Origin of the sequence: Geodermatophilus sp. FMUSA9-8 (assembly GCF_037034165.1) — a bacterium.
Classification (GTDB): Bacteria; Actinomycetota; Actinomycetes; order Mycobacteriales; family Geodermatophilaceae; genus Geodermatophilus; species Geodermatophilus nigrescens.
In genome coordinates this window covers 647,158-672,837 of record NZ_JBAGKE010000001.1, presented here as the reverse complement: position 1 = coordinate 672,837, position 25,680 = coordinate 647,158, and the positions used below count along the sequence as shown (strand labels likewise).

Annotated in this window: 25 protein-coding genes; 12 read left to right on the top strand and 13 right to left on the bottom strand. The window is 76.2% G+C overall.

Annotation, left to right across the window (positions count from 1 at the left end; all coding sequences use genetic code 11):
- Window positions 1-5 precede the first annotated feature (5 nt).
- Window positions 6-836, top strand: a complete 831-nt coding sequence (locus WA616_RS03275; RefSeq protein ID WP_073420162.1) for a hypothetical protein — start codon at window positions 6-8, stop codon at window positions 834-836.
- Here WA616_RS03275 and WA616_RS03270 read toward each other — a convergent pair.
- The gene (locus tag WA616_RS03270; protein ID WP_336027273.1) at window positions 833-1,999 is read right to left on the bottom strand and encodes a 4-hydroxybenzoate 3-monooxygenase; all 1,167 of its coding nucleotides are present in this window, start codon (window positions 1,997-1,999) and stop codon (window positions 833-835) included. The genes WA616_RS03275 and WA616_RS03270 overlap by 4 nt on opposite strands.
- A 50-nt stretch (window positions 2,000-2,049) precedes the next feature.
- On the bottom strand, window positions 2,050-2,826 hold the full coding sequence (locus tag WA616_RS03265; protein WP_073420160.1) for an IclR family transcriptional regulator: 777 nt from the start codon (window positions 2,824-2,826) through the stop codon (window positions 2,050-2,052).
- A 67-nt stretch (window positions 2,827-2,893) separates the two neighbouring features.
- On the opposite strand from WA616_RS03265, the gene pcaH reads away from it, so the two are divergent.
- The 5 genes from pcaH to pcaC are packed head-to-tail and all read left to right on the top strand — an operon-like array spanning window position 2,894 to window position 6,866.
- Window positions 2,894-3,640, top strand: coding sequence for a protocatechuate 3,4-dioxygenase subunit beta (gene pcaH / locus WA616_RS03260; protein WP_175562845.1), 747 nt, complete (start codon window positions 2,894-2,896; stop codon window positions 3,638-3,640).
- A complete protein-coding gene (gene pcaG, locus WA616_RS03255; protein WP_336027268.1) occupies window positions 3,637-4,296 on the top strand; it encodes a protocatechuate 3,4-dioxygenase subunit alpha in 660 nt (219 codons plus the stop codon). Before pcaH ends, pcaG begins: the two co-directional genes overlap by 4 nt.
- Before the next feature lie 34 nt (window positions 4,297-4,330).
- Window positions 4,331-5,662, top strand: a complete 1,332-nt coding sequence (locus WA616_RS03250; protein ID WP_336027266.1) for a lyase family protein — start codon at window positions 4,331-4,333, stop codon at window positions 5,660-5,662.
- Window positions 5,659-6,438 carry a 3-oxoadipate enol-lactonase gene (gene pcaD / locus WA616_RS03245; RefSeq protein WP_336027264.1) on the top strand — a complete coding sequence of 260 codons (780 nt, stop codon included), beginning with the start codon at window positions 5,659-5,661 and terminating at the stop codon, window positions 6,436-6,438. Before WA616_RS03250 ends, pcaD begins: the two co-directional genes overlap by 4 nt.
- Window positions 6,435-6,866, top strand: a complete 432-nt coding sequence (gene pcaC / locus WA616_RS03240) for a 4-carboxymuconolactone decarboxylase (protein WP_336027262.1) — start codon at window positions 6,435-6,437, stop codon at window positions 6,864-6,866. Before pcaD ends, pcaC begins: the two co-directional genes overlap by 4 nt.
- 7 nt (window positions 6,867-6,873) lie before the next feature.
- Here pcaC and WA616_RS03235 read toward each other — a convergent pair whose 3' ends face one another.
- Both WA616_RS03235 and WA616_RS03230 read right to left on the bottom strand, forming a co-directional pair.
- Complete coding sequence (locus WA616_RS03235; protein WP_073420156.1) at window positions 6,874-7,065, bottom strand: hypothetical protein; 192 nt, start codon at window positions 7,063-7,065, stop codon at window positions 6,874-6,876.
- Between the two features lie 201 nt (window positions 7,066-7,266).
- Window positions 7,267-8,784 (bottom strand): HNH endonuclease signature motif containing protein, encoded by a 1,518-nt coding sequence (locus tag WA616_RS03230; protein WP_336027259.1) that lies wholly within the window; start codon window positions 8,782-8,784, stop codon window positions 7,267-7,269.
- 150 nt (window positions 8,785-8,934) lie between these two features.
- Here WA616_RS03230 and WA616_RS03225 point away from each other — a divergent pair, with 150 nt between their 5' ends.
- From WA616_RS03225 to WA616_RS03210, 4 genes are all read left to right on the top strand, one after another.
- Window positions 8,935-10,395 (top strand): benzaldehyde dehydrogenase, encoded by a 1,461-nt coding sequence (locus tag WA616_RS03225; RefSeq protein WP_336027257.1) that lies wholly within the window; start codon window positions 8,935-8,937, stop codon window positions 10,393-10,395.
- Between the two features lie 114 nt (window positions 10,396-10,509).
- The gene (locus tag WA616_RS03220) at window positions 10,510-12,264 is read left to right on the top strand and encodes an FAD-dependent oxidoreductase (protein ID WP_336027255.1); all 1,755 of its coding nucleotides are present in this window, start codon (window positions 10,510-10,512) and stop codon (window positions 12,262-12,264) included.
- Window positions 12,261-13,244, top strand: a complete 984-nt coding sequence (locus WA616_RS03215) for an intradiol ring-cleavage dioxygenase (RefSeq protein WP_336027253.1) — start codon at window positions 12,261-12,263, stop codon at window positions 13,242-13,244. Before WA616_RS03220 ends, WA616_RS03215 begins: the two co-directional genes overlap by 4 nt.
- Entirely contained in the window at window positions 13,241-14,317 is a 1,077-nt protein-coding gene (locus tag WA616_RS03210; RefSeq protein ID WP_336027252.1) for a maleylacetate reductase, read from the top strand. The genes WA616_RS03215 and WA616_RS03210 overlap by 4 nt, the downstream gene beginning before the upstream one ends.
- Here the strand turns inward: WA616_RS03210 and WA616_RS03205 are convergent.
- The 3 genes from WA616_RS03205 to WA616_RS03195 are packed head-to-tail and all read right to left on the bottom strand — an operon-like array spanning window position 14,314 to window position 16,498.
- Complete coding sequence (locus WA616_RS03205) at window positions 14,314-15,144, bottom strand: biotin-dependent carboxyltransferase family protein (RefSeq protein ID WP_336027251.1); 831 nt, start codon at window positions 15,142-15,144, stop codon at window positions 14,314-14,316. The genes WA616_RS03210 and WA616_RS03205 overlap by 4 nt on opposite strands.
- Window positions 15,138-15,746 carry a 5-oxoprolinase subunit B family protein gene (locus WA616_RS03200; RefSeq protein ID WP_336027579.1) on the bottom strand — a complete coding sequence of 203 codons (609 nt, stop codon included), beginning with the start codon at window positions 15,744-15,746 and terminating at the stop codon, window positions 15,138-15,140. The genes WA616_RS03205 and WA616_RS03200 overlap by 7 nt, the downstream gene beginning before the upstream one ends.
- The gene (locus WA616_RS03195) at window positions 15,746-16,498 is read right to left on the bottom strand and encodes a LamB/YcsF family protein (RefSeq protein WP_336027250.1); all 753 of its coding nucleotides are present in this window, start codon (window positions 16,496-16,498) and stop codon (window positions 15,746-15,748) included. Before WA616_RS03195 ends, WA616_RS03200 begins: the two co-directional genes overlap by 1 nt.
- Before the next feature lie 115 nt (window positions 16,499-16,613).
- On the opposite strand from WA616_RS03195, the gene WA616_RS03190 reads away from it, so the two are divergent.
- Both WA616_RS03190 and WA616_RS03185 read left to right on the top strand, forming a co-directional pair.
- Window positions 16,614-17,669 (top strand): chemotaxis protein CheB, encoded by a 1,056-nt coding sequence (locus tag WA616_RS03190; protein WP_336027249.1) that lies wholly within the window; start codon window positions 16,614-16,616, stop codon window positions 17,667-17,669.
- 3 nt (window positions 17,670-17,672) lie between these two features.
- Window positions 17,673-19,658, top strand: a complete 1,986-nt coding sequence (locus tag WA616_RS03185) for a CheR family methyltransferase (protein WP_336027247.1) — start codon at window positions 17,673-17,675, stop codon at window positions 19,656-19,658.
- 10 nt (window positions 19,659-19,668) lie between these two features.
- Here WA616_RS03185 and WA616_RS03180 read toward each other — a convergent pair whose 3' ends face one another.
- The 6 genes from WA616_RS03180 to WA616_RS03155 all read right to left on the bottom strand — a co-directional run bounded on the left by WA616_RS03180 (window position 19,669) and on the right by WA616_RS03155 (window position 25,679).
- Window positions 19,669-20,958 carry an ANTAR domain-containing protein gene (locus tag WA616_RS03180; protein WP_336027245.1) on the bottom strand — a complete coding sequence of 430 codons (1,290 nt, stop codon included), beginning with the start codon at window positions 20,956-20,958 and terminating at the stop codon, window positions 19,669-19,671.
- Window positions 20,955-21,344: a hypothetical protein gene (locus WA616_RS03175; protein ID WP_336027243.1), complete on the bottom strand. Its 390-nt coding sequence runs from the start codon at window positions 21,342-21,344 to the stop codon at window positions 20,955-20,957. The genes WA616_RS03180 and WA616_RS03175 overlap by 4 nt, the downstream gene beginning before the upstream one ends.
- 62 nt (window positions 21,345-21,406) lie before the next feature.
- Window positions 21,407-22,909 (bottom strand): amino acid permease, encoded by a 1,503-nt coding sequence (locus WA616_RS03170; RefSeq protein WP_336027242.1) that lies wholly within the window; start codon window positions 22,907-22,909, stop codon window positions 21,407-21,409.
- A 45-nt stretch (window positions 22,910-22,954) separates the two neighbouring features.
- Window positions 22,955-23,824, bottom strand: a complete 870-nt coding sequence (pdxY, locus tag WA616_RS03165) for a pyridoxal kinase PdxY (RefSeq protein ID WP_336027240.1) — start codon at window positions 23,822-23,824, stop codon at window positions 22,955-22,957.
- Between the two features lie 5 nt (window positions 23,825-23,829).
- Window positions 23,830-24,738: a beta-carotene 15,15'-dioxygenase, Brp/Blh family gene (locus WA616_RS03160; RefSeq protein ID WP_336027238.1), complete on the bottom strand. Its 909-nt coding sequence runs from the start codon at window positions 24,736-24,738 to the stop codon at window positions 23,830-23,832.
- On the bottom strand, window positions 24,735-25,679 hold the full coding sequence (locus WA616_RS03155; RefSeq protein WP_336027237.1) for a bacteriorhodopsin: 945 nt from the start codon (window positions 25,677-25,679) through the stop codon (window positions 24,735-24,737). Before WA616_RS03155 ends, WA616_RS03160 begins: the two co-directional genes overlap by 4 nt.
- Window position 25,680: the final 1 nt, after the last annotated feature.

Genomic DNA, 25,680 nt, shown 5'->3' with positions numbered 1-25,680 from the left:
GGAGGGTGTTCGACGGCACGGGGTTCGCCCCCGACTGGTTCGCCCTCCTCGGCCGCGAGGTGCTGCGGGAGCGCCGCGCCGCGCTCATCGCGGAGGCGTGCGCGTGGACCGTCGGCCTGTCCGACCGGCCGCACCACACCCGGCTGCGCGGCCGGCTGGTGGCCACCGGCTCCACGATCGGCGACCGCGCCGCCACCGGGCAGGCGCTGTCCGGGGAGGAGGACGGCCGCATCGAGCTCGGCGACGCCCGGCCCGGCAGCTTCCAGGACGCGCTCAACGCCGTCGACGCCGACGGCACCGTGTTCGCCGACCGCTTCGACCGCGAGGTGATCGAGCCGTTCGTGCTCGACACGTGCGTGGCCGCCGCCGACCGGGCCCGCCGCACCCGGCCCGCGCAGTGGGCCGACCTGCTCGACGACCTCGGTGAGGACCCCGCCGACGCCGATCCGGCCGACGTCGTCCGCGCCGGGGAGTGGGAGCAGCCGCTGCGCACCGAGGCGGAGCACCTGGTGCTCGCCGCCCTGGGCCGCACCCCGCTGCTGGAGGTGGAGGCCGAGGGGCTGCCGCTGTCGCTGGTGCGCGCCGCCGAGGCCACCGCCCGCGCCGCCGTTCGCGCTGCGGCCCCGGAGCCGGAGGAGGACCTCTCCGCCGCGCTGTTCCTCGCGCTGGCCGCCGTCCGGGAGTCCGGGCTGCCCTCACCGGTGCCGCCGGGCGAGGCCCCCCGCCTGACCGGGGTCCTGCTCGAGCAGGGCCTGGAGCCCGCCGAGGTGACCGGCGTGCTGCCGCACCTGCCGCTCGCGCCCGGCACCGCCGACCGGGTGCGCGACCTCCTCTAGTACGGCAGGCCGGTGTAGTTCTCGGCAAGCTCGCGCGCCGCGGCCTCCGACGAGCACACCCGGCGCAGCTGCGAGAGCTGCAGCTCGGCGTCGAACGGGTCGCCCGTGGTGTGCAGCATCGACGTCATCCACCAGGAGAAGTGGGTGGCCCGCCAGACGCGGCGCAGCGCGGTGTCGGAGTAGGCGTCGGCGAGGTCGGTCTCCTTCTCCTGCAGCAGGCGCACCAGCGCGCGGGAGAGCAGGACGACGTCGGCGACGGCGAGGTTGAGGCCCTTGGCGCCGGTGGGCGGCACGATGTGCGCGGCGTCCCCGGCGAGGAACAGCCGGCCGCGGCGCATCGGCGCGCTGACGAAGGAGCGCATCGGCAGGATCGACTTCTCCAGCACCGGCCCGGTGCTGATCTCCCACCCGTCGAGCGCGAAGCGGGTGGCCAGACCCTCCCAGATCCGGTCGTCGGACCAGTCCTCGATCTTCTCCGACGGGTCGACCTGCAGGTACAGCCGCGACACCGACGGCGAGCGCATCGAGTAGAGGGCGAAGCCGTCGGGGTGCCAGGCGTAGATGAGCTCGTCGGTGGCGGGGGCGGCCTCGGCGAGGATGCCCAGCCACGCGTAAGGGTAGGTGCGCTCCCACAGCTGCTGCCGCGTGCCCTCGGCGACGACGGCGCGCGAGGGGCCGTGGAACCCGTCGGTGCCGGCCACGACGTCGCACTCGAGCACCTGCGGGGTGCCGTCGGCGTCGGTGAACCGGATGCGCGGGCTGTCGGTGTCGACGTCCTCGATCGCGAGGTCGGAGACCTCGAAGTGCAGCGGCGGGCCGTCGGCGAGCTGGGTGGCGACGAGGTCCTTGACCACCTCGGTCTGGCCGTAGACCCACACGCGGCGGCCGCACAGCTCGGGGAAGTCGAGGGTGTGGCGCACCCCGGGGTACTGCAGGTGGATGCCGCGGTGCTCGAGGCCCTCGCGGTGCAGCCGGTCGCCCATGCCCGCCTCGGTGAGCACGTCGACGGTGTTCTGCTCGAGGATGCCGGCGCGGATGCGTGCCTCGACGTACTCGCGGGAGCGGTTCTCCAGCACGACGGAGTCGATGCCCTGCAGGGCGAGCAGCCGCGACAGCAGCAGGCCGGCCGGGCCGGCGCCGATGATCCCCACCTGGGTGCGCATGGCCCGAGTGTGACCCGGGCTACGCGCCGGTGGACACCTCGTCCTCCCGCTCAGCGGAAGACGGGTGTGGTGGCCAGCGCCCGGCCGATGCCGCGCGCGGCGACCTCGAGGACGGGCACCAGCCGGGGGAGGTCGCGCCGGTGGCTGGGGACGACGATGCCCAGCGCCGCCGCGACGACGGTGCTGCTCCCGCGCTCCACGCGCACCGGCACCGCGACCGACAGCGTGCCCAGCGACATCTCCTCCGCGGTGCGCGCCCACCCGCGCCGGCGCACCTCGGTGAGCTCCCGGCGCAGCCGGCCGGGGTCGACGACGGTGTGCCGGGTGGCCCGGGACGGCGCCGCCAGCACCTCGGCGACGACCTCGTCGGGCGCGGAGGCGAGCAGCACCTTGCCGACGCCGGTGGCGTGCAGCGGCAGCCGGCTGCCCACCTGGCTGACCACCGGCGCCGACTCCCGGCCGGAGATCCGCTCGACGTAGAGGGCGCACAGCCCGTCGCGGACGGCGAGGTGCACGGTGTCGCGGGTGGCGGTGTGCACGTCGAGCAGGAACGGCGAGGCGACCTGGCGGAGCTCGAGCTGCACCGGCGCGAGCAGGCCGAGGTCCCAGAGCTTGCGGCCGATCTCGTAGCGTCCGTCGGCACGCCGGGCGAGCGCGCCCCACCCGGTGAGCTCGGCGAGCAGCCGGTGCGCCGTCGTCAGCGGGGTGCCCGACCGCTCGGCGATCTCGCTCAGCGACAGCCGGGGGGCCGAGGCGTCGAACGCGTCGAGGATCGCCAGCGCCCGCGAGGTCACCGACCGCCCCGGGGCGGCGCTGCCACCGGCCATCGCCGTCCTTCCTCCCAGTGGAAAGCCCGGCTTGGGAGGGTACGCGGCCGGCCGTACGTTGCCCGGTATGACCGGGACCACGTCCGAGGGCGGGCTGCTGCTGCCGCGCTACCTGCCCGAGCCCGACGCCACGCGGACCCCCGTGGGCTTCCCCGAGTACCGGAGCACCGGGCTGCGTGCGCCGCTCCGGACGCCGGTGGACCTGCCGCACCGGCTCACCGAGGTCACCGGCCCGGTGCTCGGCGAGGACCGCGTGCTGCCCACCGACGCCGACCTGACGTGGCGCAACGGCGGCGAGGCCGTCGGCCAGCGGGTCCTCGTGCACGGGCGGGTGCTCGACAGCGGCGGCCGCCCGGTCCCGGGCGCGCTGGTGGAGGTGTGGCAGGCCAATGCGGCGGGCCGCTACCGGCACGTCGTCGACAACTGGCCGGCCCCGCTGGACCCGCACTTCGACGGGCTCGGCCGGGTGGTCACCGACAGCCTGGGCCGCTACGAGTTCCTGACGATCAAGCCCGGCGCCTACCCGTGGGGCAACCACCACAACGCCTGGCGGCCGGCGCACATCCACTTCAGCCTGTTCGGCCGGGCGTTCACCCAGCGCCTGGTCACCCAGATGTACTTCCCGGACGACCCGCTGTTCGGCCAGGACCCGATCTTCAACGCCATCCCGGCGGCGGCCCGGCACCGGGCGATCAGCCGGTTCTCCCTCGAGCGCACCCAGGACAACTGGGCGCTCGCGTTCGAGTGGGACGTCGTGCTGCGCGGCGCGGACCAGACCCCCTTCGAGACCGACGACGACGGAGACGTGGCGTGACCGCGAGCGTGCCGGACCCCCTCGACGTCCCGCCGAACCCCTCGGAGCCCTTCCAGCCGCGCTCCGGCCAGCGGGGCAGCGGCTTCCTCACCGGACCGCTCCGGCTGGGGACCACCCCGAGCGCCACCGTCGGCCCCTACCTGGCCATCGGCCTGACCTGGCCCGACGGCGTGTGGGCCGCGGCCGAGGGCACCCAGGGCGGCGTCTGGATCCGCGGCCGGGTGCTCGACGGCAACGGCGACGTGGTGCCCGACGCGATGGTCGAGACGTGGCAGGCCGACCCCGACGGCCGCTTCCCGTCGCCGGAGGACCCGCGCGGTGCGTCCACGTACCCGGGGTTCCGCGGGTACGCGCGCGCCTCGACGATCACGGGTGAGTTCGCCGTCTTCACGCTCAAGCCCGGGCGGGTGCCCGACGGCGAGGGCGGGCTGCAGGCGCCGCACGTCGACGTCTCGGTCTTCGCCCGCGGCCTGCTCGACCGCGTCGTCACCCGGGTCTACTTGGCCGACGAGGCCGACGCCAACGCCGAGGACGTCGTCCTGCGCGGGCTGACCGAGGAGCAGCGGGACACCCTGCTGGCCACGCCCACCGACGACGGCTACCGCCTCGACGTCCGCCTGCAGGGCGAGCGCGAGACTGTCTTCTTCGCCGTCTGAGCGCGCCCGGCCCGCCGCCGGTAGGAAGAGAGCCGTGACAGGTCTGTTCGCCGGCACGTTCGCGCGCGGCGGTGCGGCGTCGGCCGTCTCCGACGACGCCTGGTTCCGCGCGCTGCTGGCGGTCGAGGCGGCGCTGGCGCGGGCCGCGGCGTCGGCGGGCCTGGTACCCGGGACCGCCGCCGACGCGGTGACGGCGGCCTGCGCCGACCCCTCGCGGCTCGACCTCGCCCGCGTGGTCGCCCGGGCCGCCGACGCCGGCAACCCGGTGCCGCCGCTGGTGCGCGCGCTGCAGGACGCCGTGGGCGAGCGCGACGCCGTCGCCGTGCACGTCGGGGCCACCAGCCAGGACGTGCTCGACACCGCGCTGCTGCTGCTCGCCCGCTCGGCGGTGGCCGCGCTCGACGCCGACCTCGCCGCCGCGGCGGAGCTGTGCGCCGGGCTGGCGCGGGCGCACCGCGACGACGTCGTCATGGGCCGCACGCTGATGCAGCAGGCACTGCCCACCACGTTCGGGCTCAAGGCGGCGACCTGGCTGGCCGGCCTCGACGGCGCGCGGCTGCGGCTGGCGGAGGTGGTGGTCGGGCTGCCGGTGCAGTACGGCGGGGCGGTGGGCACGCTGGCGGCGTCGTCCGGCGCGGGGGTCGTCGTCCGGGAGGCGCTGGCCGCCGAGCTGGGGCTGGTGACCACCGCTGTCCCGTGGTTCACCGTGCGGCTGCCAGTGGCCGACCTCGCCGGGGCGCTCGGCGCCGCGGCTGGGGTGGTGTCCACGGTGGCGCTCGACGTCGTGCTGCTCGCGCAGTCGGAGGTGGCCGAGGCCGCCGAGGTGGGCGAGGGGCGCGGCGGCTCGTCGGCCATGCCGCACAAGCAGAACCCGGTGGCGGCCGTCTCGGCGCGGGCGTGCGCGCGGCGGGCGCCCGGCCTGGTGGCCACGCTGCTCGGCGCGATGGAGCAGGAGCACGAGCGGGCCGCGGGCGCCTGGCACAGCGAGTGGCCCACGGTGACCGACCTGCTGGTCACGGTCGGCTCGGCGGCGGCGTGGCTGGCCGAGAGCCTGCGCGGGCTGCGGCCCGACCCCGCCCGGATGGCCGCCACGGTGGCCGCCGCGGCGGAGGGGTCGCTGGCCGCTGCGCTGGCCGAGGCGCTGACGCCGTCGCTCGGCCGCGGGGCCGCCCACGACGCCGCCGCCGACGCCGCGCGCACGGCGCGGGAGACCGGCCGGACGCTGGCCGAGGTGGTGGCCGGGCGCTCCGACGTCGACGTCGCCGCGGTGCTGGCCGCCGCCGCGCCGGACGTGGGGGAGGCCGGCACGCAGGTGGACGCGGCGCTGGCCGAGCACGACCGACTGATCGAGGGGGAGCGCGGATGACCGCCGTCGAGGTGTCCTACACGGAGGACGGGCCGGCCGACGCGCCGGTCGTCGTCCTGTCCAACTCGCTGGGCGCCACCCGCGGGATGTGGGACCCGCAGGTGCCGGCGCTGGCCGAGCGCTACCGCGTCGTCAGCTACGACACCCGTGGGCACGGGGAGTCGCCGGCGCCCGCGGGCCCGTACACGGTGGACGACCTGGCCGACGACCTCGTCGCGCTGCTCGACCGGGTCGGCGCGCGCCGGGCGCACGTGGTCGGGCTGTCCCTGGGTGGGATGACGGCGATGCGGCTGGCCGCGCGCGAGCCCGCCCGGGTGGACCGGCTGGTGCTGGTGGCGACGTCGGCGAAGCCGGACCCGCAGGGCTTCCTCGACCGCGCGGTGCAGGCGCGCTCCGGCGGGACGGCGCCGCTCGCGCCGGCGATCGTGGGCCGCTGGCTGACGCCCGCGTACGCCGCGGAGCACCCCGACCTGGTCGCGCGGCTGGAGGCGATGATCGCCGGCGCCGACGACGAGGGGTACGCGAACTGCTGCGAGGCGGTCGGCCACTTCGACGCCCGCGAGGACCTCGCCCGGATCACCGCGCCGACGCTGGTGGTGTCCGGCGCGGAGGACCCGGCGCTGCCGCCGCCGCACCAGCAGGCGATCGTCGAGGGGATCGCCGGCGCGACGCTGCTGACGGTCAGCCCGGGGGCGCACCTGCCCAACCTGGAGCAGCCGCTGGAGGTCACCGGGGCGCTGCTGGCGCACCTGGACGCCGCGGGGGGCCACGCGTGAGCGACGCGCCGCTGGACCCGGACGGCCTCTCGACGGACGACCTCTCCACGGACGACGCCCGCCGCGCGGCGGGGATGCGGACGCGGCGCGAGGTGCTGGGCGACGCCTGGGTGGACCGCGCGGTGGCCGGCACGACGCCGTTCACCGCGGGGTTCCAGGACTTCATCACCCGGGTGGCGTGGGGCGACATCTGGCAGCGGCCCGGCCTGGAGCGCCGCGAGCGCAGCATCGCCACGCTGTCGATCTGCATCGCGCTGCGGCACTGGGACGAGTTCGCGCTGCACGTCCGCGCGGCGGTGCACAACGGGCTGAGCGAGGACGAGATCGCCGAGGTGGTGCAGCACGCGGCGGTCTACGCCGGGGTGCCGGCCGCCAACCACGCGTTCAAGGTGGCGGCGGGCGTGCTCGCGGAGATGCGCGAGGGCTGACCCCGGGTCACGCCCGCGGGACGGTCTCCCGCGGACTCGGCACGAGCGCCACGCACAGCGCCGTGACGACGCCGACCAGCACGGTCGCGGTCATGTCGTCGTCGAGCCAGTGCAGCAGGAACGCGGCGCCGACGCCGACGAGCACCGCCAGCACCGCCCGCCGCTGGACACCGTCGCGGTAGCTCTCGCCGGGTCTCATGCCGGGCGACGCTAGGCGGCGGCCGCGCGGCTCCCGGCTCGTGCGAGGAGTCGTCCCCCACGTGTCCGGGCCCGGAGGCGCGTCGTCACGATCCGGTGTCGGGCCCGTACGCGACCGGCGGCGGCCGGCGGGCCCGCGTCGCGGCTCACGGCGTGGTCGACCCGGCGGCGCACCTCCGCGGTGCGCCGCCGGGGACGGGTGTCAGAACGGTGGCGGGTCGTCGGCCGGGTCGGCCGGTGGGGATGTCCCGGTCGCGCCGGGTGGTGGGTCTCGCTCGGGCGGTGGGCGCATGCCGGGTGGGCGGGTGGTGCGGGTGATGCCGGACGGGGTGGTCACGGTGAGCACCCCGTCCGGGCTCATGACGAATCGCCAGCCGCGGGCGAAGGTCTTGAGGCGGTGGTGGCTGCGGCACAGGCAGCAGAGGTTGGCGCAGTCGGTGCGGCCGCCGGAGGCGTGGGGGATGACGTGGTCGGCGTCGGCCCAGCCGGCGCGTTGGCCGCAGGTGGGGAAGCGGCAGGTGCGGTCGCGGGTGCGCACGAACCGCTGCTGGGGCCGGGTGGGCGCGTAGCGGTCGGTGGGCTCGGGTTCGTCGAGGACCGGGCACTGGCACTCGCCGTCGGGGTGCTCGTTGGTCGGCGGGTGGTCGGGGCAGCCACGCTTCGCCAGGCGACGGGCCTGGTCGAGGGGAGTGGTGGCGCGCAGGGTGCCGTCGTCGTCGGTGACCGCGAGGGTGACCGACCCGCCGGCGGGCACCCCGACACCGAGGGCGTCGAGTTCGCGGAGCAGCGCCCGCAGCACCGCGGCGGTGATCGGGATGCCGTTGACCTCGCCGGGCTCGACCGACCGGCCGGTCAGCGCGGCGAGGGTGGCGATGATCTGCAGGTGCGCGGTGACCGGCGGCCGGGCCGGGTCGCCGGCGCCCAGGAACAGGGCGGTGAACACCTCGGTGCGGATCAGCCCGATCGGCCGCGGGTCACCGGTGTCCACGGCCAGCCGGGCGAGCCGCTCCAGCACCTCCATGCACATCGCGGCGACCTCGGCGGGCAGCTCGGCGATCAGCACGGCCATGCCGTCCTGCGCCGAGGGGACGATCCGGACGTCGGCGGTGCGCTGCGCGTCGTCCTTCTTGCGCTCGACGGCGTCGGGGTCGAGTTCCAGCAGCGCCTCGACCGCCCGCGTGCGCAGCGTCCGCACGGTCCAGCCGGTGGCGTGCGGGAGTAGCCGGGCCTCGACCCGCCGCGCCAGCGCCGGGTTGGTCCACTGCAGCACGTCGACCAGCACCATCGCCCGGCGCTCGTCCAGCTGCCCGGCGGCCAGGGCGGCCCAGGTGGCGGGCAGCGACTCCCGGTAGGTCCAGGCCCGCTTGGCCAGCGTCGAGGCGGTGGGCCGGCCGACGTTGAGCACGACCGCCAGCTCGGCGGTGAAGAACTCCGACACCCCGGGCAGCTCCGGGTCCGGCGCCCACGACCCCGACCGCGCACCCGGGGTGCCGGGCGGCGGGTCGTCGTCGTCGGGGGAGTCGTCGGCCAGGCCGAGGACGAGTTCCGCCTCGTAGGCGGCGGTCTGGGCCTTCAGCGCGGCCAGGCGCTGCAGCTCACGCGCCTTGTGCTCACGCGAGAGCAACGTCACCGGCAGCCGGCGGAACGTCAGGGGCTGCTCGGCGAGCAGCGCGGTGAGCGCGAGCTCGATCGGCGACACGTACTGCCCGCCCGCCGACATGGACCGAACCTACGACCGGGGTACGACAGTTCTCGCAGGTCAGCGGCACAGGAGGAAGGGCGATCTCAGGCGCGGGAGGGCCGCCTTTCGCGCGCGAAAGGCGGACCGGCGAGACTCGGCGGGCACCGGAACGACGACGAGAGGGACGACGTGGCACTCCTGGACGACGGCGCGTGGCAGGGCAGGATCTGGACGGGCACCTGGACCGACGGGTCCGCTGGCACCTACGACGCGGTCGAGCCGGCCACCGGCGACGTCATCGCGCCGGTCGGCAAGGCGACGCCGGAGGACGTCCTCGCGGCGGCCGAGCGGGCCGCCGACGCGCAGCGCGCGTGGGCCGCCACCCCGTTCGAGGAGCGCGCCCGGGTGCTGCGCCGCGCCGGGCAGGTGCTCGAGGAGCACGCCGACGAGATCAAGGGCTGGCTGGCCCGGGAGTCCGGGGCGATCCAGCCCTTCGGCGACTTCCAGGTCCACACCAGCGCCCAGGAGTGCTACGAAGCCTCCGCGCTGCCGAGCCACCCCTACGGCGAGCTGCTGCGCACCGGCTCCCCGCGGCTGAGCTTCGCCCGGCGCGTGCCGGCCGGCGTCGTCGGCGTCATCGCGCCGTTCAACGTCCCGACCATCCTCGCGATCCGCGCGATCGCCCCGGCGCTGGCGCTCGGCAACGCCGTCGTCCTCAAGCCCGACCCGCGCACCGCCATCTCCGGTGGCGCCGTCTTCGCCCGCGTCTTCGAGGAGGCGGGGCTCCCGGCCGGCGTCTTCCAGGTGCTGCCCGGCGGGGCCGACGTCGGCGAGGCGCTGGTGACCGCGCCGCAGGTGCGGGTGATCGCCTTCACCGGCTCCACGAAGGCGGGCCGGATCGTCGGCGCGCTCGCCGGCCAGCACCTCAAGCGGGCGCACCTCGAGCTCGGCGGCAACTCCGCGCTGATCGTGCTGCCCGACGTCGACGTGACCGCGGCCGCCAGCGTCGGCGCCTGGGGCACCTTCGCCCACCAGGGCCAGATCTGCATGGCGACCAGCCGGCACCTGGTGCACGAGTCGATCGCCGAGGAGTACACCGCCGTCCTCACGGAGAAGGTCGAGAAGCTCCCGGTCGGCGACCCGTTCCGCGAGCAGGTGGCGATGGGCCCGCTCATCGACGCCGGCCAGCGCGACCGCGTGCACGGGCTGGTCACCGCCAGCGTCGACCGGGGCGCCACCGTGCGCACCGGCGGCACCTACGAGGGCCTCTTCTACCGGCCGACCGTGCTCGGCGGCGTCGCGGTCGACCACCCGGCCTACCAGGAGGAGATCTTCGGCCCGGTCGCCCCGGTGACGCCGTTCTCCAGCCTCGACGAGGTCGCGCGCCTGGCCGCCGGCACCGAGTACGGCCTGAGCCTGGGCATCCTCACCCGCGACGTCTACGCCGGCCTCGAGCTCGCCGAGCGCATCCCGTCGGGCCTGGTGCACATCAACGACCAGACGGTCAACGACGAGGCGGTCGCCCCGTTCGGCGGCGTCGGCGCCTCGGGCACCGGCTCCCGGCACGGTGGCCCGCAGGCCAACATCGAGGCCTTCACCGAGACGCAGTGGGTGACCGTCCGCGGCGACCTGCCCGCCTACCCGTTCTGACCGGCGCCGGCCGGGCCTCGACCACGGGGCCCGGCCGGCCGTAGCGTCCGGCCGTAGCGTCCGGGCGTCGGTGCCGCCGCCGGACCGTTCCCCGCCGAAGAGGAGCCCGCGCGCATGCCCACCGTCGAGACCGACGTCCTCGTCATCGGCACCGGCCCGGCCGGGTCGGCCGCCGCGCTGGCGCTGGCCACCTACGGCGTCCGGACCACGGTCATCACCAAGTACGGCCGGCTCGCCGACACCCCGCGGGCGCACATCACCAACCAGCGCACCATGGAGGCGCTGCGCGACCTCGGCGTCGAGGAGGAGGTGATGGCCGAGGCCACCCCGCAGCACCTCATGGGCAACCTCGTCTACTGCACCTCGATCGCCGGCGAGGAACTCGGCCGGCTGCACAGCTGGGGCACCCGGCCCGACCGGCTCGCCGACTACTCCGCGGCCAGCCCCTCCCGCATGTGCGACATGCCGCAGGACCTCATGGAGCCGGTGCTGCTGCACAACGCGCAGTCCCGCGGTGCGCACGTCCGCTTCGACACCGAGTACCTGTCCCTCGAGCAGGACGACGACGGCGTCACCGTGCACGTGCGCGACCGGCTGCGCGGCGACGAGTACGACATCCGCGCGCGCTACGTCGTCGGCGCCGACGGCGGCCGCAGCCTGGTGGCCGAGCACGTGGGGCTCCCGCTGCGCGGGCAGATGGGCGTCGCGGGCAGCATCAACATCGTCTTCGAGGCCGACCTGTCCCACCTGGTCGCCGACCGGCCGTCGGTCCTGTACTGGGTGCTGCAGCCGGGGGCCGACGTCGGCGGGATCGGCGCGGGCCTGGTCCGCATGGTCCGGCCCTGGCACAAGTGGCTCATCGTCTGGGGCTACGACATCGACGGCTCCGCGCCCGACCTCTCCGAGGAGTACGCGCTCGGCATCGTGCACCGGCTGATCGGTGACGACTCGGTGCCGGTGACGATCACCTCCAGCTCGGCCTGGACGGTCAACCACCTCGCCGCGGAGCGGTACTCGGCCGGCCGCGTCTTCTGCGCCGGCGACGCCGTCCACCGGCACCCGCCGTCGAACGGCCTGGGCTCCAACACCTCCATCCAGGACGCCTACAACCTGGCGTGGAAGCTCGCACTGGTGGTCCGCGGGCAGGCCGGGCCGGGGCTGCTGGAGAGCTACTCGGCCGAGCGCGCGCCGGTGGGCCGGCAGGTGGTGGACCGGGCGAACCAGAGCATCGCCGACACCGCGCGGATCTTCGACGCGCTCGGGCTCACGAACACGGCCGACCCGGAGCTGATGGTCGCGCACATGGCCGCCCGCAAGGAGGCGACGCCGGAGGCGGAGAAGCAGCGGGCGGCGCTGCGGGAGGCCATCGCGTTCAAGGACTACGAGTTCAACTGCCACGGCGTGGAGATGGACCAGCGCTACGAGTCCACCGCCGTCGTGCCCGACGGCACGCCGCCCGAGGAGCCGGTGCGCGACCCCGAGCTGTACTCGCACCCCACCTCGCGGCCGGGCGCCAAGCTGCCGCACGCCTGGGTCACCGCCGACCGGCGCCGGCAGGTGTCCACGCTCGACCTCGGCGGGCACGGGCGCTTCACCGTCTTCACCGGCATCGGCGGCGAGGCCTGGGTGCGCGCGGCGCAGGAGGTGGGGGAGCGGCTCGGCGTCGAGGTGGCCGCCGTCGTCATCGGCCCGGGCCGCGAGTACGACGACCTCTACGGCGACTGGGCGCGGGTGCGCGGCACCGACGACGGCGGCGCGCTGCTCGTCCGCCCCGACAACTACGTCGCCTACCGCTCGGCGGGCGCGGTCGCCGATGCCGCGACCGCCCTCGAGGACGCGCTGCGCACCGTCCTGGACAGGGCCCTGTGACCGGCGGGGTGACCGGCGGGGTGACCGGCGAGGTAACCGGCGGGGGAACCGGGGAGCTGTTCAGCGAGGAGCGCTCGGCCGACGTCGTCGCGGCCAGCTTCGCGGGCACCCCCGATCCGCGGCTGCGCCAGGTGATGACCTCGCTGGTCCGCCACCTGCACGCGTTCGTCAAGGACGTCGAGCTCACCGAGGAGGAGTGGGCGTTCGCGATCGACTTCCTCACCCGCACCGGCCACACGAGCGACGACGTCCGGCAGGAGTTCATCCTGCTGTCCGACGTCCTCGGGGTCTCGATGCTGGTGGAGACGATCAACCACCGCTCGGGCGGCACCTCCACCGAGTCGACCGTGCTCGGCCCGTTCCACATGGTGGAGTCCCCGCCCCGGCAGCTCGGCGACGACATCGCCCTCGACGGCAAGGGCACCGCGTGCCTGGTGTCCGGGCAGGTCACCGGCCCGGACGGCGAGCCGCTGGCCGGCGCGACCGTCGACGTCTGGCAGACCAACGAGGACGGCTTCTACGACGTCCAGCAGCCCGACGTGCAGCCGCCGGGCAACCTGCGCGGGTTGTTCACCGCCGACGACGACGGCCGGTTCTGGTTCCGCTCGGTCGTGCCGCGCTTCTACCCGATCCCCGACGACGGCCCGGTCGGGCAGCTGCTGGCCGCCACCGGCCGGCACCCGAACCGCCCCGCGCACCTGCACTTCATCGTCGCCGCGCCCGGCTACCGGCCGGTGACCACACACGTGTTCGTGGCCGACTCCCCGTACCTGGACTCCGACGCCGTGTTCGGCGTCAAGGAGTCGCTGGTGCGCGACGTGCCCGAGGTCGACGACCCGGCCCGCGCCGCCGAGGTCGGGCTGGCCAACCCGTTCCGCACGCTGACCTTCGACCTGACCCTGCTGCGGGAGGGCCAGGCGCCGCCGGCCGCCTCACCGGCGCAGGCGCAGCCGACCGTGGTGCGCGGGGCGCCGGCGTGATCGCGCCGTTCACCTACCAGGCGCTGCCGATGCGGGTCGTGTTCGGCCCCGGCGTCGTGGCGCGGCTGCCCGACGAGGTGGCCGCGCTCGGGCTCACCCGGGTGCTGGTGCTGTGCTCCCCGGAGCAGGAGGACACCGGCCGCGCTGTCGCCGCCGCGCTGGGGGACCGGGCGGCCGGGGTGCTCGCCGAGGCGCGCATGCACGTGCCCGTGGAGGTGGCCACCCGCGCCCGCGAGCTCGCCCGAGAGCTCGGTGCCGACGGCTGCGTGGCGGTCGGCGGCGGCTCGGCCGTGGGGCTGGGCAAGGCGATCGCGCTGGAGCACGGGCTGCCGGTGGTCGCCGTCCCCACCACCTACGCCGGCTCGGAGATGACCCCCGTGTGGGGGCTCACCGAGGCGGGGGAGAAGCGCACCGGCCGTGACGTCCGGGTGCTGCCGGTGAGCGTCGTCTACGACCCCGAGCTCACCCTCGGGCTGCCGCCCGGGATGTCGGCCACGTCCGGGCTCAACGCCGTGGCGCACGCCGTCGAGGGCCTGTACGCCCCCGACGCGACGCCGATCGTGTCGCTCATGGCCGAGGAGGGCGCCCGGGCGCTGGTCGCCGCGCTGCCCCGCGTCGTGGCCGACGGCGCCGACCTCGACGCCCGCGCGGAGGCCCAGTACGGCGCCTGGTTGTGCGGCGCGGTGCTCGCCGCCACCACCATGTCGCTGCACCACAAGCTCTGCCACACCCTCGGCGGCACGCTGGACCTGCCGCACGCGCCCACGCACGCCGTCGTCCTGCCGCACGCGCTGGCGTTCAACCAGCCCGCGGCGCCCGGCGCGGTGGCCGCCCTGTCGCGGGCGCTCGGCGGGGCGCCGGACCCGGCGCGGGCGCTGTGGGAGCTGGCCGGCCGGCTCGGCGCCCCGCGTTCGCTGCGGGAGCTCGGCATGGCGGAGGGCGACGTCGACCGGATCGCCGACCTCGCCGTGGCCAACCCGTACGCCAACCCGCGTCCGGTCACCCGCGACGGCGTCGCCGCGCTGCTGAGGGCCGCCTGGGCCGGCGAGCCCCCGGAGCCGCTGCCGGTCTAGCGGCGCAGGCGCAGCGTCTGCCCGGGGCGGAGCTGCGCGCAGCGGTCGACGTCGGCGTCGTCGACGTAGCCGGCCACCGGGTAGCCGCCGGTGACCGGGGCGTCGGCGAGGAAGAGCACCGGCTGCCCGGCCGGCGGCACCTGCACCGCCCCGCGGACCAGGCCCTCGCTGGGCAGCTCGGCGTCGACCGCGCGCTCCAGGCGCGGGCCGGCCAGCCGCAGGCCCACCCGGTTGCTCTCGGCGGTGACCGTCCAGGGGCCCGCGAGCGCCTCCCGTGCCGCGGCGGTCAGCCAGTCCGCGCGCGGGCCGGGCAGCAGCCGCACGGTCACCTCGCCGCCGGGCGGGTCGGCTCCCGGCGCGAGGTCGACGGCGGGGAACGGGCCGGCGTCGCCGCCCACCGGCAGCACGTCGCCGGCGCGCAGCACCGGGGGCCCGAGGCCGGCCAGCACGTCGGTGGACCGCGACCCGAGGACCGGCGCGACGGCGATCCCGCCCCGGACGGCGAGGTAGGTGCGCAACCCGGCGGGCGGGGTGCCGAGCGCGAGCGTGGCGCCGGCCCGCAGCGGGCCCGGGGCGGTGTGCACCGGGCTGCCGGGGCAGCGCGCGCCGGTGGTGACGACGAGCAGGTCGGCGTCCGCACGCACGGCCAGCCCGCCGAGCGTCGCCTCGAGCACCGCCGCGCCGGGGGCGTTGCCCACCAGCCGGTTGGCCAGCTCCGCCGCGGCCCGGTCGGCCGCCCCGGACCGGCCGACGCCGATCCCCGCCAGCCCGGGCCGGCCGCGGTCCTGCACGGTGGTGAGCAGGCCGGGCGCGAGCACCGTCAGCACGGCACGAACCGCACGCGCACGCCCGGCCGCAGCAGCGCGGCCGGGTCGCGGGCCAGGTCGAACACGGCGACGTCGGTGCGCCCGACCAGCTGCCAGCCGCCCGGCGACTCCCGCGGGTAGACGCCGGTGAACCCGCCGGCCACCGCCACCGAGCCGGCCGGCACCCGCGTGCGGGGCGTCGCGCGGCGCGGCACGTCCCAGCCACCGCCGGCCGGGGTGAGGTAGCCGAAGCCGGGCGCGAACCCGGAGAACGCCACCGTCCACTCCGTGCCGGCGTGCCGGGCCACGACCTCCTCCGGCGCCACGCCCAGGTGCGCGGCGACGTCGTCGAGGTCCGCCCCGTCGTAGACGACCGGCAGCTCGACCAGGCCCGCGTCGGCGCGGCCGCCGGGCCGCGGCGTCACCCGCCGGAGCGCCGCCTCGACGGCGCCGAGGGAGGTCACCCCGGGATCCACGACCAGCAGCACCGTGCGCGCCGCCGGCACCAGGTCGACGACGCCCGGCGGCCGGTCGGCCTCCAGCGCCGCGTGCAGGGCGAGCACCGCGTCGAGGTCGGCGACCTCCACGAGCAGCGCGGCCGACCCGCTGGGCAGCACCCGCATCACGCGGCGAAGGGCGCGAGGTCGACCCCCGCGTCGGTGAGGGCCGACCGCACCCGGCGGGCGATGTCCACCGCGCCCGGGGTGTCGCCGTGCACGCAGATCGAGTCCGGCGCGAGCCGCAGCCGGCCGCCGTCGACGTCGCGGACCTCCCCGCCGGTCGCCATCGCCACGCAGCGGCGGGTGATCTCGCCGGCGTCGGTGAGGACGGCGCCGGGCAGCCGGCGGGACACGAGCGTCCCCTCCGGCGTGTACGCGCGGTCGGCGAAGGCCTCCGCCACCGTGCGCAGGCCGGCGTCGGCCGCCAGCCGCAGGAACGCCGAGCCGCGCAGCCCCAGCACCGGCAGCGTGCGGTCGTAGTCCACGACGGCACGGACGACGGCCGCCGCCTGCTCCTCGTGGGCGACGATCGCGTTGTAGAGCGCACCGTGCGGCTTGACGTACCGCACGCGTGTGCCGGCCGCGCGTGCCAGCCCGTCGAGGGCGCCCAGCTGGTAGAGGACGTCGGCGGTGAGCTCGTCGGGCGCGGCGTCGAGGAAGCGGCGGCCGAAGCCCGCGAGGTCGCGGTAGCCCACCTGCGCGCCCACGGTCACGCCGGCCGCGGCGGCGCCCTCGCACACCCGGCGCAGGGTCAGCGGGTCGCCGGCGTGGAAGCCGCACGCCACGTTCGCGCTCGTGACGACCCGCAGCATCGCGGCGTCGTCGCCGAGGGTCCACGCACCGAAGGACTCCCCGAGGTCGGCGTTGAGGTCCATGCCGTCCATCCTGGCGTTCGCCGCGCCGTCGGGCGGATCGGCTCCGGCCCGGACGCCTAGGCTGACGCCCATCGCCGCAGGGACCCTCCCACCCGGCGGACGAGGACAGGCCGCGATGACGACGCGCGACCTGGTGGTGATCGGGGCCTCCGCCGGGGGCGTCGAGGCGCTGCGCGAACTGCTCGCCGGCCTGCCCGCGGACCTCCCGGCGGCCGTGCTGGTGACGCTGCACATCCCGTCGTCCGGCCGCAGCGCGCTGGCGGCCGTCCTCGGCCGGGTCTCGGCCCTGCCGGTGCGTTCGGCCGAGGACGGGATGCCACTGACGCCGGGGACGGTGACCGTCGCCGTCCCCGACCGGCACCTGCTCGTCGTCGACGGGCACCTGTCCCTCTCCCGCGGCCCGCGGGAGAACGGGCACCGCCCGGCGGTCGACGTGCTGTTCCGCTCGGCAGCCCGCGCCCGGGGGCCGCGCGTGGTGAGCCTTGTCCTCTCCGGCGCCCTGGACGACGGGACCGCCGGCACCATCGCCGTCCGGGCGCGCGGCGGCGTCGGGCTCGCGCAGGACCCGGAGGAGGCCCTGTACGCGAGCATGCCCCTGCACGCCGCGGAGGTCGGCGGCGCCGACCACGTGGTCCCGCTCGCCGGGATGCCCGCCCTGCTCGACCGGCTCACGCGCGAGGCGGTCGATGCCGCGGACGTGCTGCCGCCCACCGACCTCATGACGACGGAGACGGAGATGGCCCAGTTGGACCCCGGCGCGATGGACGCCGACGAGCGCCCGGGTACGCCCTCGGGGTTCGGCTGCCCGAGCTGCCACGGGTCGCTGTTCTCGATCACCGAGGGCGGCATGGAGCGCTACCGCTGCCGGGTGGGACACGCCTGGTCGCCGGAGGCGCTGGCTGCCGAGCAGGCCCAGGCGCTCGAGGGGGCGCTGTGGATGGCGCTGCGCGGCCTCGAGGAGCGCGCGGCGCTCAGCCGGCGGATGGGTGACCGGGCGGCGGCCAACGGGCACCGGCACAGCGCGACCGCCTTCCGCCGCCGGCACGACGAGGCGCTGCGGGCCGCCGGCCTGCTGCGCGGGATGCTCGAGCGCGGGACGCTCGACGGCGGGGACGTCCCCGACGACGCCGACGACGCGCTCGGGGACCCCGCCGACCGGCAGGGGGCCTGACCGATGGCACAGGACGGGCCGCGGGCCGCGGACGGGCCGGCCGACGACCTGCGAGCCGACGATCCCGGGGCCGACGAGCTGCTCGACGACGCGGAGTACGGCGCCGAGGACGGCGCCGGCGACGCGGAGGCCCCCGACCTGTTCGCCGACGCCGCCGCCGGGCTCGACCCGGACTTCGAGGCGCTGCTGGTGTACCTGCGCGAGCGGCGCGGGTTCGACTTCACCGGCTACAAGCGGCCCAGCCTGGTCCGCCGCGTGCTGCGCCGCATGGGCGAGGTGGGCATCGAGTCGGTCGCGGAGTACCAGGACTTCCTGGAGGTCCACCCCGAGGAGTTCGCCCCGCTGTTCAACACGATCCTGATCAACGTCACGAGCTTCTTCCGCGACCGGCCGGCCTGGGACCACCTGCGCGAGCGGCTGCTGCCGGACCTGCTCGCCGGCGCCGGCCCGGTCATCCGGGTGTGGAGCGCGGGCGCGGCCTCCGGGCAGGAGGCCTACAGCCTGGCGATCCTGCTGGCCGAGACGCTCGGCGTGGACGAGTTCCGCGAGCGCGTGAAGATCTACGCCACCGACGTCGACGAGGAGGCGCTGACGCAGGCCCGGCAGGCGCTGTTCACCGAGCGGGAGATGACCGGCCTGACGCCCGAGCAGGTGGAGCGGTACTTCACCCAGGAGGGCAGCCGCTTCGCGTTCCGCAAGGACCTGCGGCGCTCGGTGATCGTCGGGCGCAACGACCTGGTGCAGGACGCGCCGATCTCGCACGTCGACCTGCTGCTGTGCCGCAACACCCTCATGTACTTCAACGCCGAGACGCAGAACCGCATCCTCGGCCGGCTCCACTTCGCCCTGGCCCCGAACGGGCTGCTGTTCCTCGGCAAGGCGGAGATGCTGCTCTCCCACGCCCAGCTGTTCGTCCCGGTCGACCTGACCCGCCGGTTCTTCCGCAAGCGGGAGACCGGGACGGTGCCGGAGCGCCGCGCGCTGCCGGCCACCGTCGACGGCGGGGCGCAGTCCGGGACCGGTGACCTCGCGCGGCTGCGCCGGGCGGCGATGGTGTCCTCCCCGGGCGCGCAGCTCGTCCTCGACGCCGACGGCCGGCTGGCCATGGTGAACACCCACGCCGAGCGGCTGTTCCGGGTGGAGGAGCGCGACGTCGGCCGGCCCTTCCAGGACCTCGAGGTCTCCTACCGGCCGGTGGAGCTGCGCGCGGCCATCGCCGAGGCGGTGGCCACCCGGCGCACCGTGTGGCTCCGCGGCGTGGAGCGCCACCAGCCCGGCGCCGAGGCGCTCGTCTTCGACGTCCAGGTGGTGCCGCTGACCCGGGAGGACGGCAGCCCGCTCGGCTGCACCGTCGTCTTCGAGGACGTCACCCACTACCGGCGCCTGCAGCGGGAGCTCGAGTACGCCAACCGGCAGCTCGAGACCGCCTACGAGGAGCTGCAGTCGACCAACGAGGAGCTGGAGACCACCAACGAGGAGCTCCAGTCCACGGTCGAGGAGCTGGAGACCACCAACGAGGAGCTCCAGTCCACGAACGAGGAGCTCGAGACGATGAACGAGGAGCTCCAGTCGATGAACGACGAGCTCCACACGACCAACGAGGAGCTGCGCGCCAGCACGGAGGAGGTCGCCACCCTCAACGAGTTCATGTCCGGCGTGCTGTCGAGCTTCCGCGCGGGGGTGGTCGTCGCCGACCAGGACCTGCGGGTGCTCGCCTGGAACGCCGCGGCCGAGGACCTGTGGGGCCTGCGGCAGGACGAGGTCGTGGACCAGTACCTGCTCAACCTCGACATCGGTCTGCCCATGTCGGAGCTGCACGCGCTGCTGCGCCGGCAGGTGGCCGGTGACGGGCCCGCCCACGAGACCGTCACGCTGCAGGCGGTGAACCGCCGGGGCCGCGCGGTGCAGATCCGGGTCACGGTGAGCGCGTTCACGCCGGGGACCGGGGGGCGCAGCGGCGCGGTCGTCCTCATGGACCCGGCCGACTGACCGCGCGCCGTCAGGAACCGGCGGCGATGACCTCGTCGGCGTGGCCCTCGACCACCAGGTGGGCGAGGTCGCGGACCTTGACGTTGAGCCGGTTGCTCAGGGTCACCAGCCGGGCGAAGGCCTCGTCGGCGCCCACGTGCAGCCGGGCCATGAGCACGCCCTTGGCCTGGTCGATGACGGCGCGCGAGGCGAGCGCCTGCTCGAGGTTCAGCGTCAGCCGGCGCAGCGACTCCCGCTCGGCGGCCTCGTCGAGGACGGCCGCGATCGCCGTCGCCACCAGCTCGGCGATGCGCCGGTCCGCCTCGGTGAACGCCTCGGCAGCCGCCGCGTAGACGTTGAGGACGCCGGTGGGCTCGCCGGAGACCGCGAGCGGGACGGCCAGCACGCCGCGCACCGGCCCGGCCGCGGCGATCCGGGCCAGCGCCGGCCAGCGCGGATCGGCGCGCAGGTCGCCGGTGACCACGACCTCCTGCAGCGCCGCGGCGTCCCGGCACGGCCCCTCCTCGGTGCGCAACTGCCGGCCGTCGACGTCCTGGGCGGCGGCCGAATCGCTGCCGATCGCCCGCGGTGCCGCGGGGCGGCCGACGGTGACGCTCACCCAGTCGGCGGCCGGCACGGCCCGCTGCGCGAGGACGGACATCCGCAGCAGCAGCTGCCGGCGGTCGGCGTCCGTGCCGGCGAGGCGGGTCAGCTGGGTGAGCGCCTCGGCCACGGAGACCGGGGCGCCGTCCCCGGGGGGGCCGGTCCCCGCGGGCCGGGCGGCCTCCTGCTCGCCCGGCCCGGCCGGCGGCAGGCCGTGCTCGTCGGTGACGAGCACCCAGCGGATGCGGGCGCGCCCCGCGTCGGCGTGGACGACGTCGGGCGCGCCGAACAGCTGACCGGTCACGGCGGCCCCGCGGCCGCGGATCGTCACCGGGGCGCGGTAGTCCGCGGACCTCCCCGCGCCCAGGGCCCGCAGCGCCCAGCGCAGGCCGCGGACGTCCTCCGGGTCGAGGTAGACCGACAGCGGCTTGCCGCCGAGCCGGGGGAGGGCCACGCCGACGAGCGCGGCCATCGCCGGGTTCGCCTCGAGCACCTGGCCGGTGCCGTCGGTGACGAAGAGCCCCACCGGTAGCACGGCCGCGACGTGCTCCTGCCAGCGGCGCTCCCGGTCGACACGCGAGACCAGCCGGGCGATCTCCTGCTGCTGGACGCGGAGCTCCTCCTCGGCGACCTGGAGCTCCTCGCGGGCCACCTCGAGCTCGGCGAGCTCGCCGACGAGGTCGGCGGGCGGGGGGCGTCGCTCGTCGCCGGCGCTCACCGGGCACCTCCCCCGGCCGCGTCGTCGGCGGCGGCCTCCCGGTGCCCGGCGGCCTCCCGGTCGGCCGCGGCGCCCTCCCGGTGCCCGGCGGCCTGGCGCCGGTGCCGATCGGGATCGCCGACGCCCATGTCCGCCGCGTCGTCGTGCAGCCGGGCGGCGGCCTCGTGGGCCTGCGCCGCCTGCTCGTGCCGGGCGGCCGCCCGCTGGTGGGCCTCCTCGGAGTGGGTGGCGGACTGCTCCGCGGCCTCGTGGGCGGCACGGACGTCGTCCTCCGACGACGGCCATCCCGACGCCAGGCGGGTGAGCCGCTCCGACAGCTCCCGCGTGCGCCGGCCCGCCGACTCCGCGCGTTCCGCCGCCCGGCTCCCCGGGTCGTCAGCCGTCATGCCCCGACCCTGGCCCCCCGCGGGCCCGGGTGCGAGACGGCCCGACCCGGTGCGGCCCGGCGTCACCCCCGGTCGACGAGGCCGCTGCGCGCCGCCTGCCGCACGCGGGAGTGCCGGTACCCGTACGCGACGTAGACGACCATCCCGAGCGCCAGCCAGGCCAGGAACCGCAGCCACGTCTCGATGCTCAGGTTGAGCATCAGGTACAGGCAGGCCACCGCGGCGAGGACGGGGACCACCGGCGAGAACGGCACGCGGAACGGCCGCGGCAGCTCCGGGCGGGTGCGGCGCAGCACCGGCACGGCGATCGCCACCAGCAGGAACGCGAACAGCGTGCCGATGCTCACCAGGTCGGCCAGCGTGCCCAGCGGCACGAAGGCGGCGAGCACGAGCACGAGGACGGCGAACAGCAGCGTCACCCGCGCCGGGACGCCGGTGCGCGGGCTGACCCGGGCCACCGCCGGCGGCAGCAGCCCGTCGCGGCCCATGGCGAAGCCGATCCGGCCGATGGTGATGAGGTCGACCAGGATCACCGACGTCAGGCCGGCCACCGCCGCGATCGACACCAGCGACGACGCCCAGCCGAGCCCGACCTGGTCGAAGGCGTCGGCGATCGGGGCGCCCTCGTCGATGTCGGTGTACCGCACCATCCCGACCACGACGAACGCGACGCCGACGTAGAGCGCCGTCGCGAGGCCCAGGGTGCCGAGCAGGCCGAGCGGGACGTCGCGCGCCGGGCGGCGGGTCTCCTCCGAGAGGTTGGCCACCGCCTCGAAGCCGGTGTAGGCGAAGAAGACGACGGCCGCGGCGGTGACCACGCCCCCGACGCCGAACGCCGCCGGCTCGAGCCCGGCGATCGCCTCGATGAGCGGGCGGGTGAGGCCGCTGCCGCCCTCGGCGGGCTCCGACGGGGGCACGAACGGGCTGAGGTTGTCGCCGCGCACGAACCAGGCGCCGACCCCGATCACGAAGACGCAGACGGCGACCTTCACCACGACCAGCAGCCCGGTGACCCGCGCGGACTCCTGGATGCCGAGCACCGCCACCAGCGTCAGCACGACGACGATCGCCGCCGCGCCGACGTTGACCGTCGCGGTCTCGCCGAACAGCGACGGCGGGAGGTCGAACAGGTTGCCCACGTAACCCGACCAGCCGCGGGCGACCACCGCCGCGCCGAGGGCGAACTCGAGGAACAGGTCCCAGCCGATGATCCAGGCGACGACCTCGCCCACGGTGGCGTAGGTGTAGGAGTAGGCGCTGCCTGCCGTCGGCACGGCCGAGGCGAGCTCGGCGTAGCAGACCGCCGCCAGCAGGGCGACCAGCCCGGCGAGGGCGAAGGAGACGACGACCGCCGGGCCCGCGGTGTTCTTCGCGGTGACGCCGGTGAGCGTGAAGATGCCCGTGCCGATGACGATCCCGATGCCGAACCCGACGAGGTGCCGGGCCGACAGCCGCTTGCGCAGGTGCCCCGCGCCGGGCGCGCCACCGGCCCCCTCCCCGGCGCCGTCCCCGTCGCCCGCGTCCGCGCGGACGGCCTCCACCGACTTCGTCCGGAACAGGTCCACGCGGGGACGCTAGGTCGGGTCGCGCGGTCCCGCTCGGTGACGGGACTAGACCTCCTCGACCGGGAAGGCCCGCGACGGCGACACGAACTCCTCCTGCGCGGCGACGAGCAGGATCTCCCGGGAGCCGGCCTCCTCGGTGCGCCGCAGCAGCCCCCACACGCTGGCCGCCGCCCGGCCCAGCGCCTCGCCCGCGGAGCGGGTGTCGAGCCAGTGCGCGAGGAACAGCGCGGCGATCGCGTCGCCGGCGCCGTTGACCGCCACCGACAGCCGCGGGGTGCGCACCCGGAAGTGCCGGCCGCCCTCGGAGGCCAGCAGGTCGACGGAGTCCTCCGGGGTGTCCTCGGCGACCAGCGAGGTGGTCAGGACCACCCGCGGGCCGAGCCCCTGCACCGCGGCCACCGCGTCCTTCACCGAGCCGAGCGAGCGCGTCGTCATCTGCGCCAGCAGGTCGAGCTCGTAGTGGTTGGGCGTCACCAGGTCGGCGGCGGGGACGGCGACCTCGCGCATGAGCTCCTCGATGCCGGGCCGCACGAACACGCCGCGGCCCACGTCGCCGATGACCGGGTCGCAGCAGTAGACGGCGTCGGGGTTGGCCGCCCGGACGCGCCCGACGGTGCCGACGACGGCGTGGCCGATGTCGGCCGAGCCCAGGTAGCCGGACAGGACGGCGTCGGCGGTGCCGAGCACGCCGCGGTCGGCGATGCCGTCGACGACCTCCTCGACCGCCTGCCCGTCGAAGACCCGGCCGGTCCACGCCCCGTAGCCGGTGTGGTTGGAGAACTGGACGGTGTGCACCGGCCACACCTCGATCCCGAGGCGCTGCAGCGGGAAGACGGCCGAGCTGTTGCCGACGTGGCCGAAGGCGACGTGCGACTGGATCGAGAGGACGTTGACCATGGCCGCACAGGCTGCCATGCGGCTCAGCGCACCGGCCGCGGCGTCCCGGCCGGCCGGGGGCCCCGGGCGCGGTCGAGCCGGGCGACCACCAGCGCGTGGGGGACGGTGAGCGCCGCCAGCAGCGGCACGGCGGCCACCAGCAGCCCGTGCGGGCCGTCCGTGGCGATCCACAGCACCGCGAGGAGGGCGAGCGCGGCCGCCGCGGGCAGGGCGGCGACGGCGGCGAGCCGGCGCGGCGGCAGCCCCGGGTGCTCCTCGTCGCCGGCGACCAGCCGGGCGGCGTGCCGCACGGCGTGCCAGGTGCCGAACCACACCCCGAACGCGGCGAGCGGCGGCGCGACCAGCACGAGCAGCAGCAGGACGGCGACCTCCGCGGCCTCCAGCCACGCCGCCGCCAGCAGCCGCTCCACCAGCAGCGCGCCCGCCGCGGGGACCACGGTCACGAGGACGGCGGTGACGACGGCCTCCGGCACGGTCCCGCCGGAGCCGGGGACCAGCGCGGCCAGCACCGGCGCCGCGTCCTGCGCGCCGCGCGCCAGCGGGACGAGCAGCACCAGGGCGCCGAGGACGACGGCCGCCGTCGCCCGGCGCTGCACCGGCCGCCCGGCGCGCAGGTCGGCGACGGCGGTCTCCCCGGTGCCGAAGTGCCAGACCGACAGGAGCACGAACACGAGCAGGGCCGGGCCGGGCGCGGCGCGGAAGGCGAGCCACGCGGCCACGGCGAGCACCGCGTAGCCGAGCGCGACCAGGACCGGGCGGCCGGTCCGCCGCGCGGCGACGACGTGGTCGGCGGCACCGTGCGGGATCCCGAGCAGCAGCCCGGCCACCAGCAGCAGGCCGTCGAGGTCGCCCCAGCCGACGGCGACCTCGACGGCGACGACGGCGCCCGCCGCGGCCAGCGAGACGGCGGTGGCGACGCGGTACGGCGTCACGGGGAAGAGGGCGCCGCCCGGGTGGCGCCGTGCTCGTGCCCGTGGTCCCCGTGCTCGTCGTGGTGGTGGTCACCGGCCAGGCGGGGCAGCACGCCGTCGCTCTCGTGCACGGTGCTCACCCACACCGGCTCGGGGTGGGTGTCCTCGCCGGCCCGGACGTCCTCGGCGGTGCGCAGCAGCGCCACCTTGTGCACCAGCAGGCCGAAGCCGACCTTGGCGACGACGTCGGCGGCGCTGTAGGCGACCTGCATCGTCACCGACCAGGCGGGCGTCACGTCGGCGAGGACCGGGATCGCGTACACCAGCGGGTACACGCCGAAGCTGCCCAGCAGCACGATCGTGGCGTTGCGCAGGCTGACGGCCGCCTCCCGGCCCATGCGCGGCAGCGATGCCCGGACCGCGCCGATCAGCGCGACGTAGAGGTAGCCGAAGAAGGCGGTGCTGAGCAGCCCCCACACCACGAGCGCGGTGCGGTCGCGCCCGTCGGCGACCAGCTGGGCGCCGACGTAGCCGGTGGCGATCATGAGGAACGCGGCGGCCATGGTGCTCGCCCGCAGGTTCCGGGCCCGGGCACCGGTGAGCGAGCAGACGGCGAGCAGCTCGACGGTGAGCAGCGGGACGGTGACCGCCCAGTCGGGATAGCGCGTGGAGCCGGTGAACCGCGCCTCCTGGTTCGGGACGTACACGCCGTCGGTGAGCGTGAAACCGCTGTCCCACTTGAGGAACAGCACGAGGTAGCTGACCGTCGCGACCGCGGCCAGGCACATCCCCGCGTGGATCGCCGGCCGGTAGCGGCGCCCGACCTCGTTCCTGCTGGCCGCGTTGTAGAGGAGGTAGGCGAACAGGCTGAAGCCCGCCGCCATGAGCGCGAAGTGCACCAGGTCGTACTGGGCGAGCGTGAGCGTCTGCGACTCGGGAGCCGGAGTGTCGACGACGTCCACG

Bases quoted from the DNA above. Each gene is read 5' to 3' on its own strand.
- pdxY (WP_336027240.1), bottom strand. From the start codon at position 23,824: ATGGCAGCCTGTGCGGCCATGGTCAACGTCCTCTCGATCCAGTCGCAC.
- pcaD (WP_336027264.1), top strand. From the start codon at position 5,659: ATGACCGCCGTCGAGGTGTCCTACACGGAGGACGGGCCGGCCGACGCG.
- WA616_RS03265 (WP_073420160.1), bottom strand. From the start codon at position 2,826: ATGGCCGGTGGCAGCGCCGCCCCGGGGCGGTCGGTGACCTCGCGGGCG.
- WA616_RS03230 (WP_336027259.1), bottom strand. From the start codon at position 8,784: ATGTCGGCGGGCGGGCAGTACGTGTCGCCGATCGAGCTCGCGCTCACC.
- WA616_RS03190 (WP_336027249.1), top strand. From the start codon at position 16,614: ATGACGACGCGCGACCTGGTGGTGATCGGGGCCTCCGCCGGGGGCGTC.
- WA616_RS03175 (WP_336027243.1), bottom strand. From the start codon at position 21,344: ATGACGGCTGACGACCCGGGGAGCCGGGCGGCGGAACGCGCGGAGTCG.
- WA616_RS03195 (WP_336027250.1), bottom strand. From the start codon at position 16,498: ATGGACCTCAACGCCGACCTCGGGGAGTCCTTCGGTGCGTGGACCCTC.
- WA616_RS03200 (WP_336027579.1), bottom strand. From the start codon at position 15,746: ATGCGGGTGCTGCCCAGCGGGTCGGCCGCGCTGCTCGTGGAGGTCGCC.
- pcaH (WP_175562845.1), top strand. From the start codon at position 2,894: ATGACCGGGACCACGTCCGAGGGCGGGCTGCTGCTGCCGCGCTACCTG.
- WA616_RS03235 (WP_073420156.1), bottom strand. From the start codon at position 7,065: ATGAGACCCGGCGAGAGCTACCGCGACGGTGTCCAGCGGCGGGCGGTG.
- WA616_RS03220 (WP_336027255.1), top strand. From the start codon at position 10,510: ATGCCCACCGTCGAGACCGACGTCCTCGTCATCGGCACCGGCCCGGCC.
- WA616_RS03270 (WP_336027273.1), bottom strand. From the start codon at position 1,999: ATGCGCACCCAGGTGGGGATCATCGGCGCCGGCCCGGCCGGCCTGCTG.
- WA616_RS03185 (WP_336027247.1), top strand. From the start codon at position 17,673: ATGGCACAGGACGGGCCGCGGGCCGCGGACGGGCCGGCCGACGACCTG.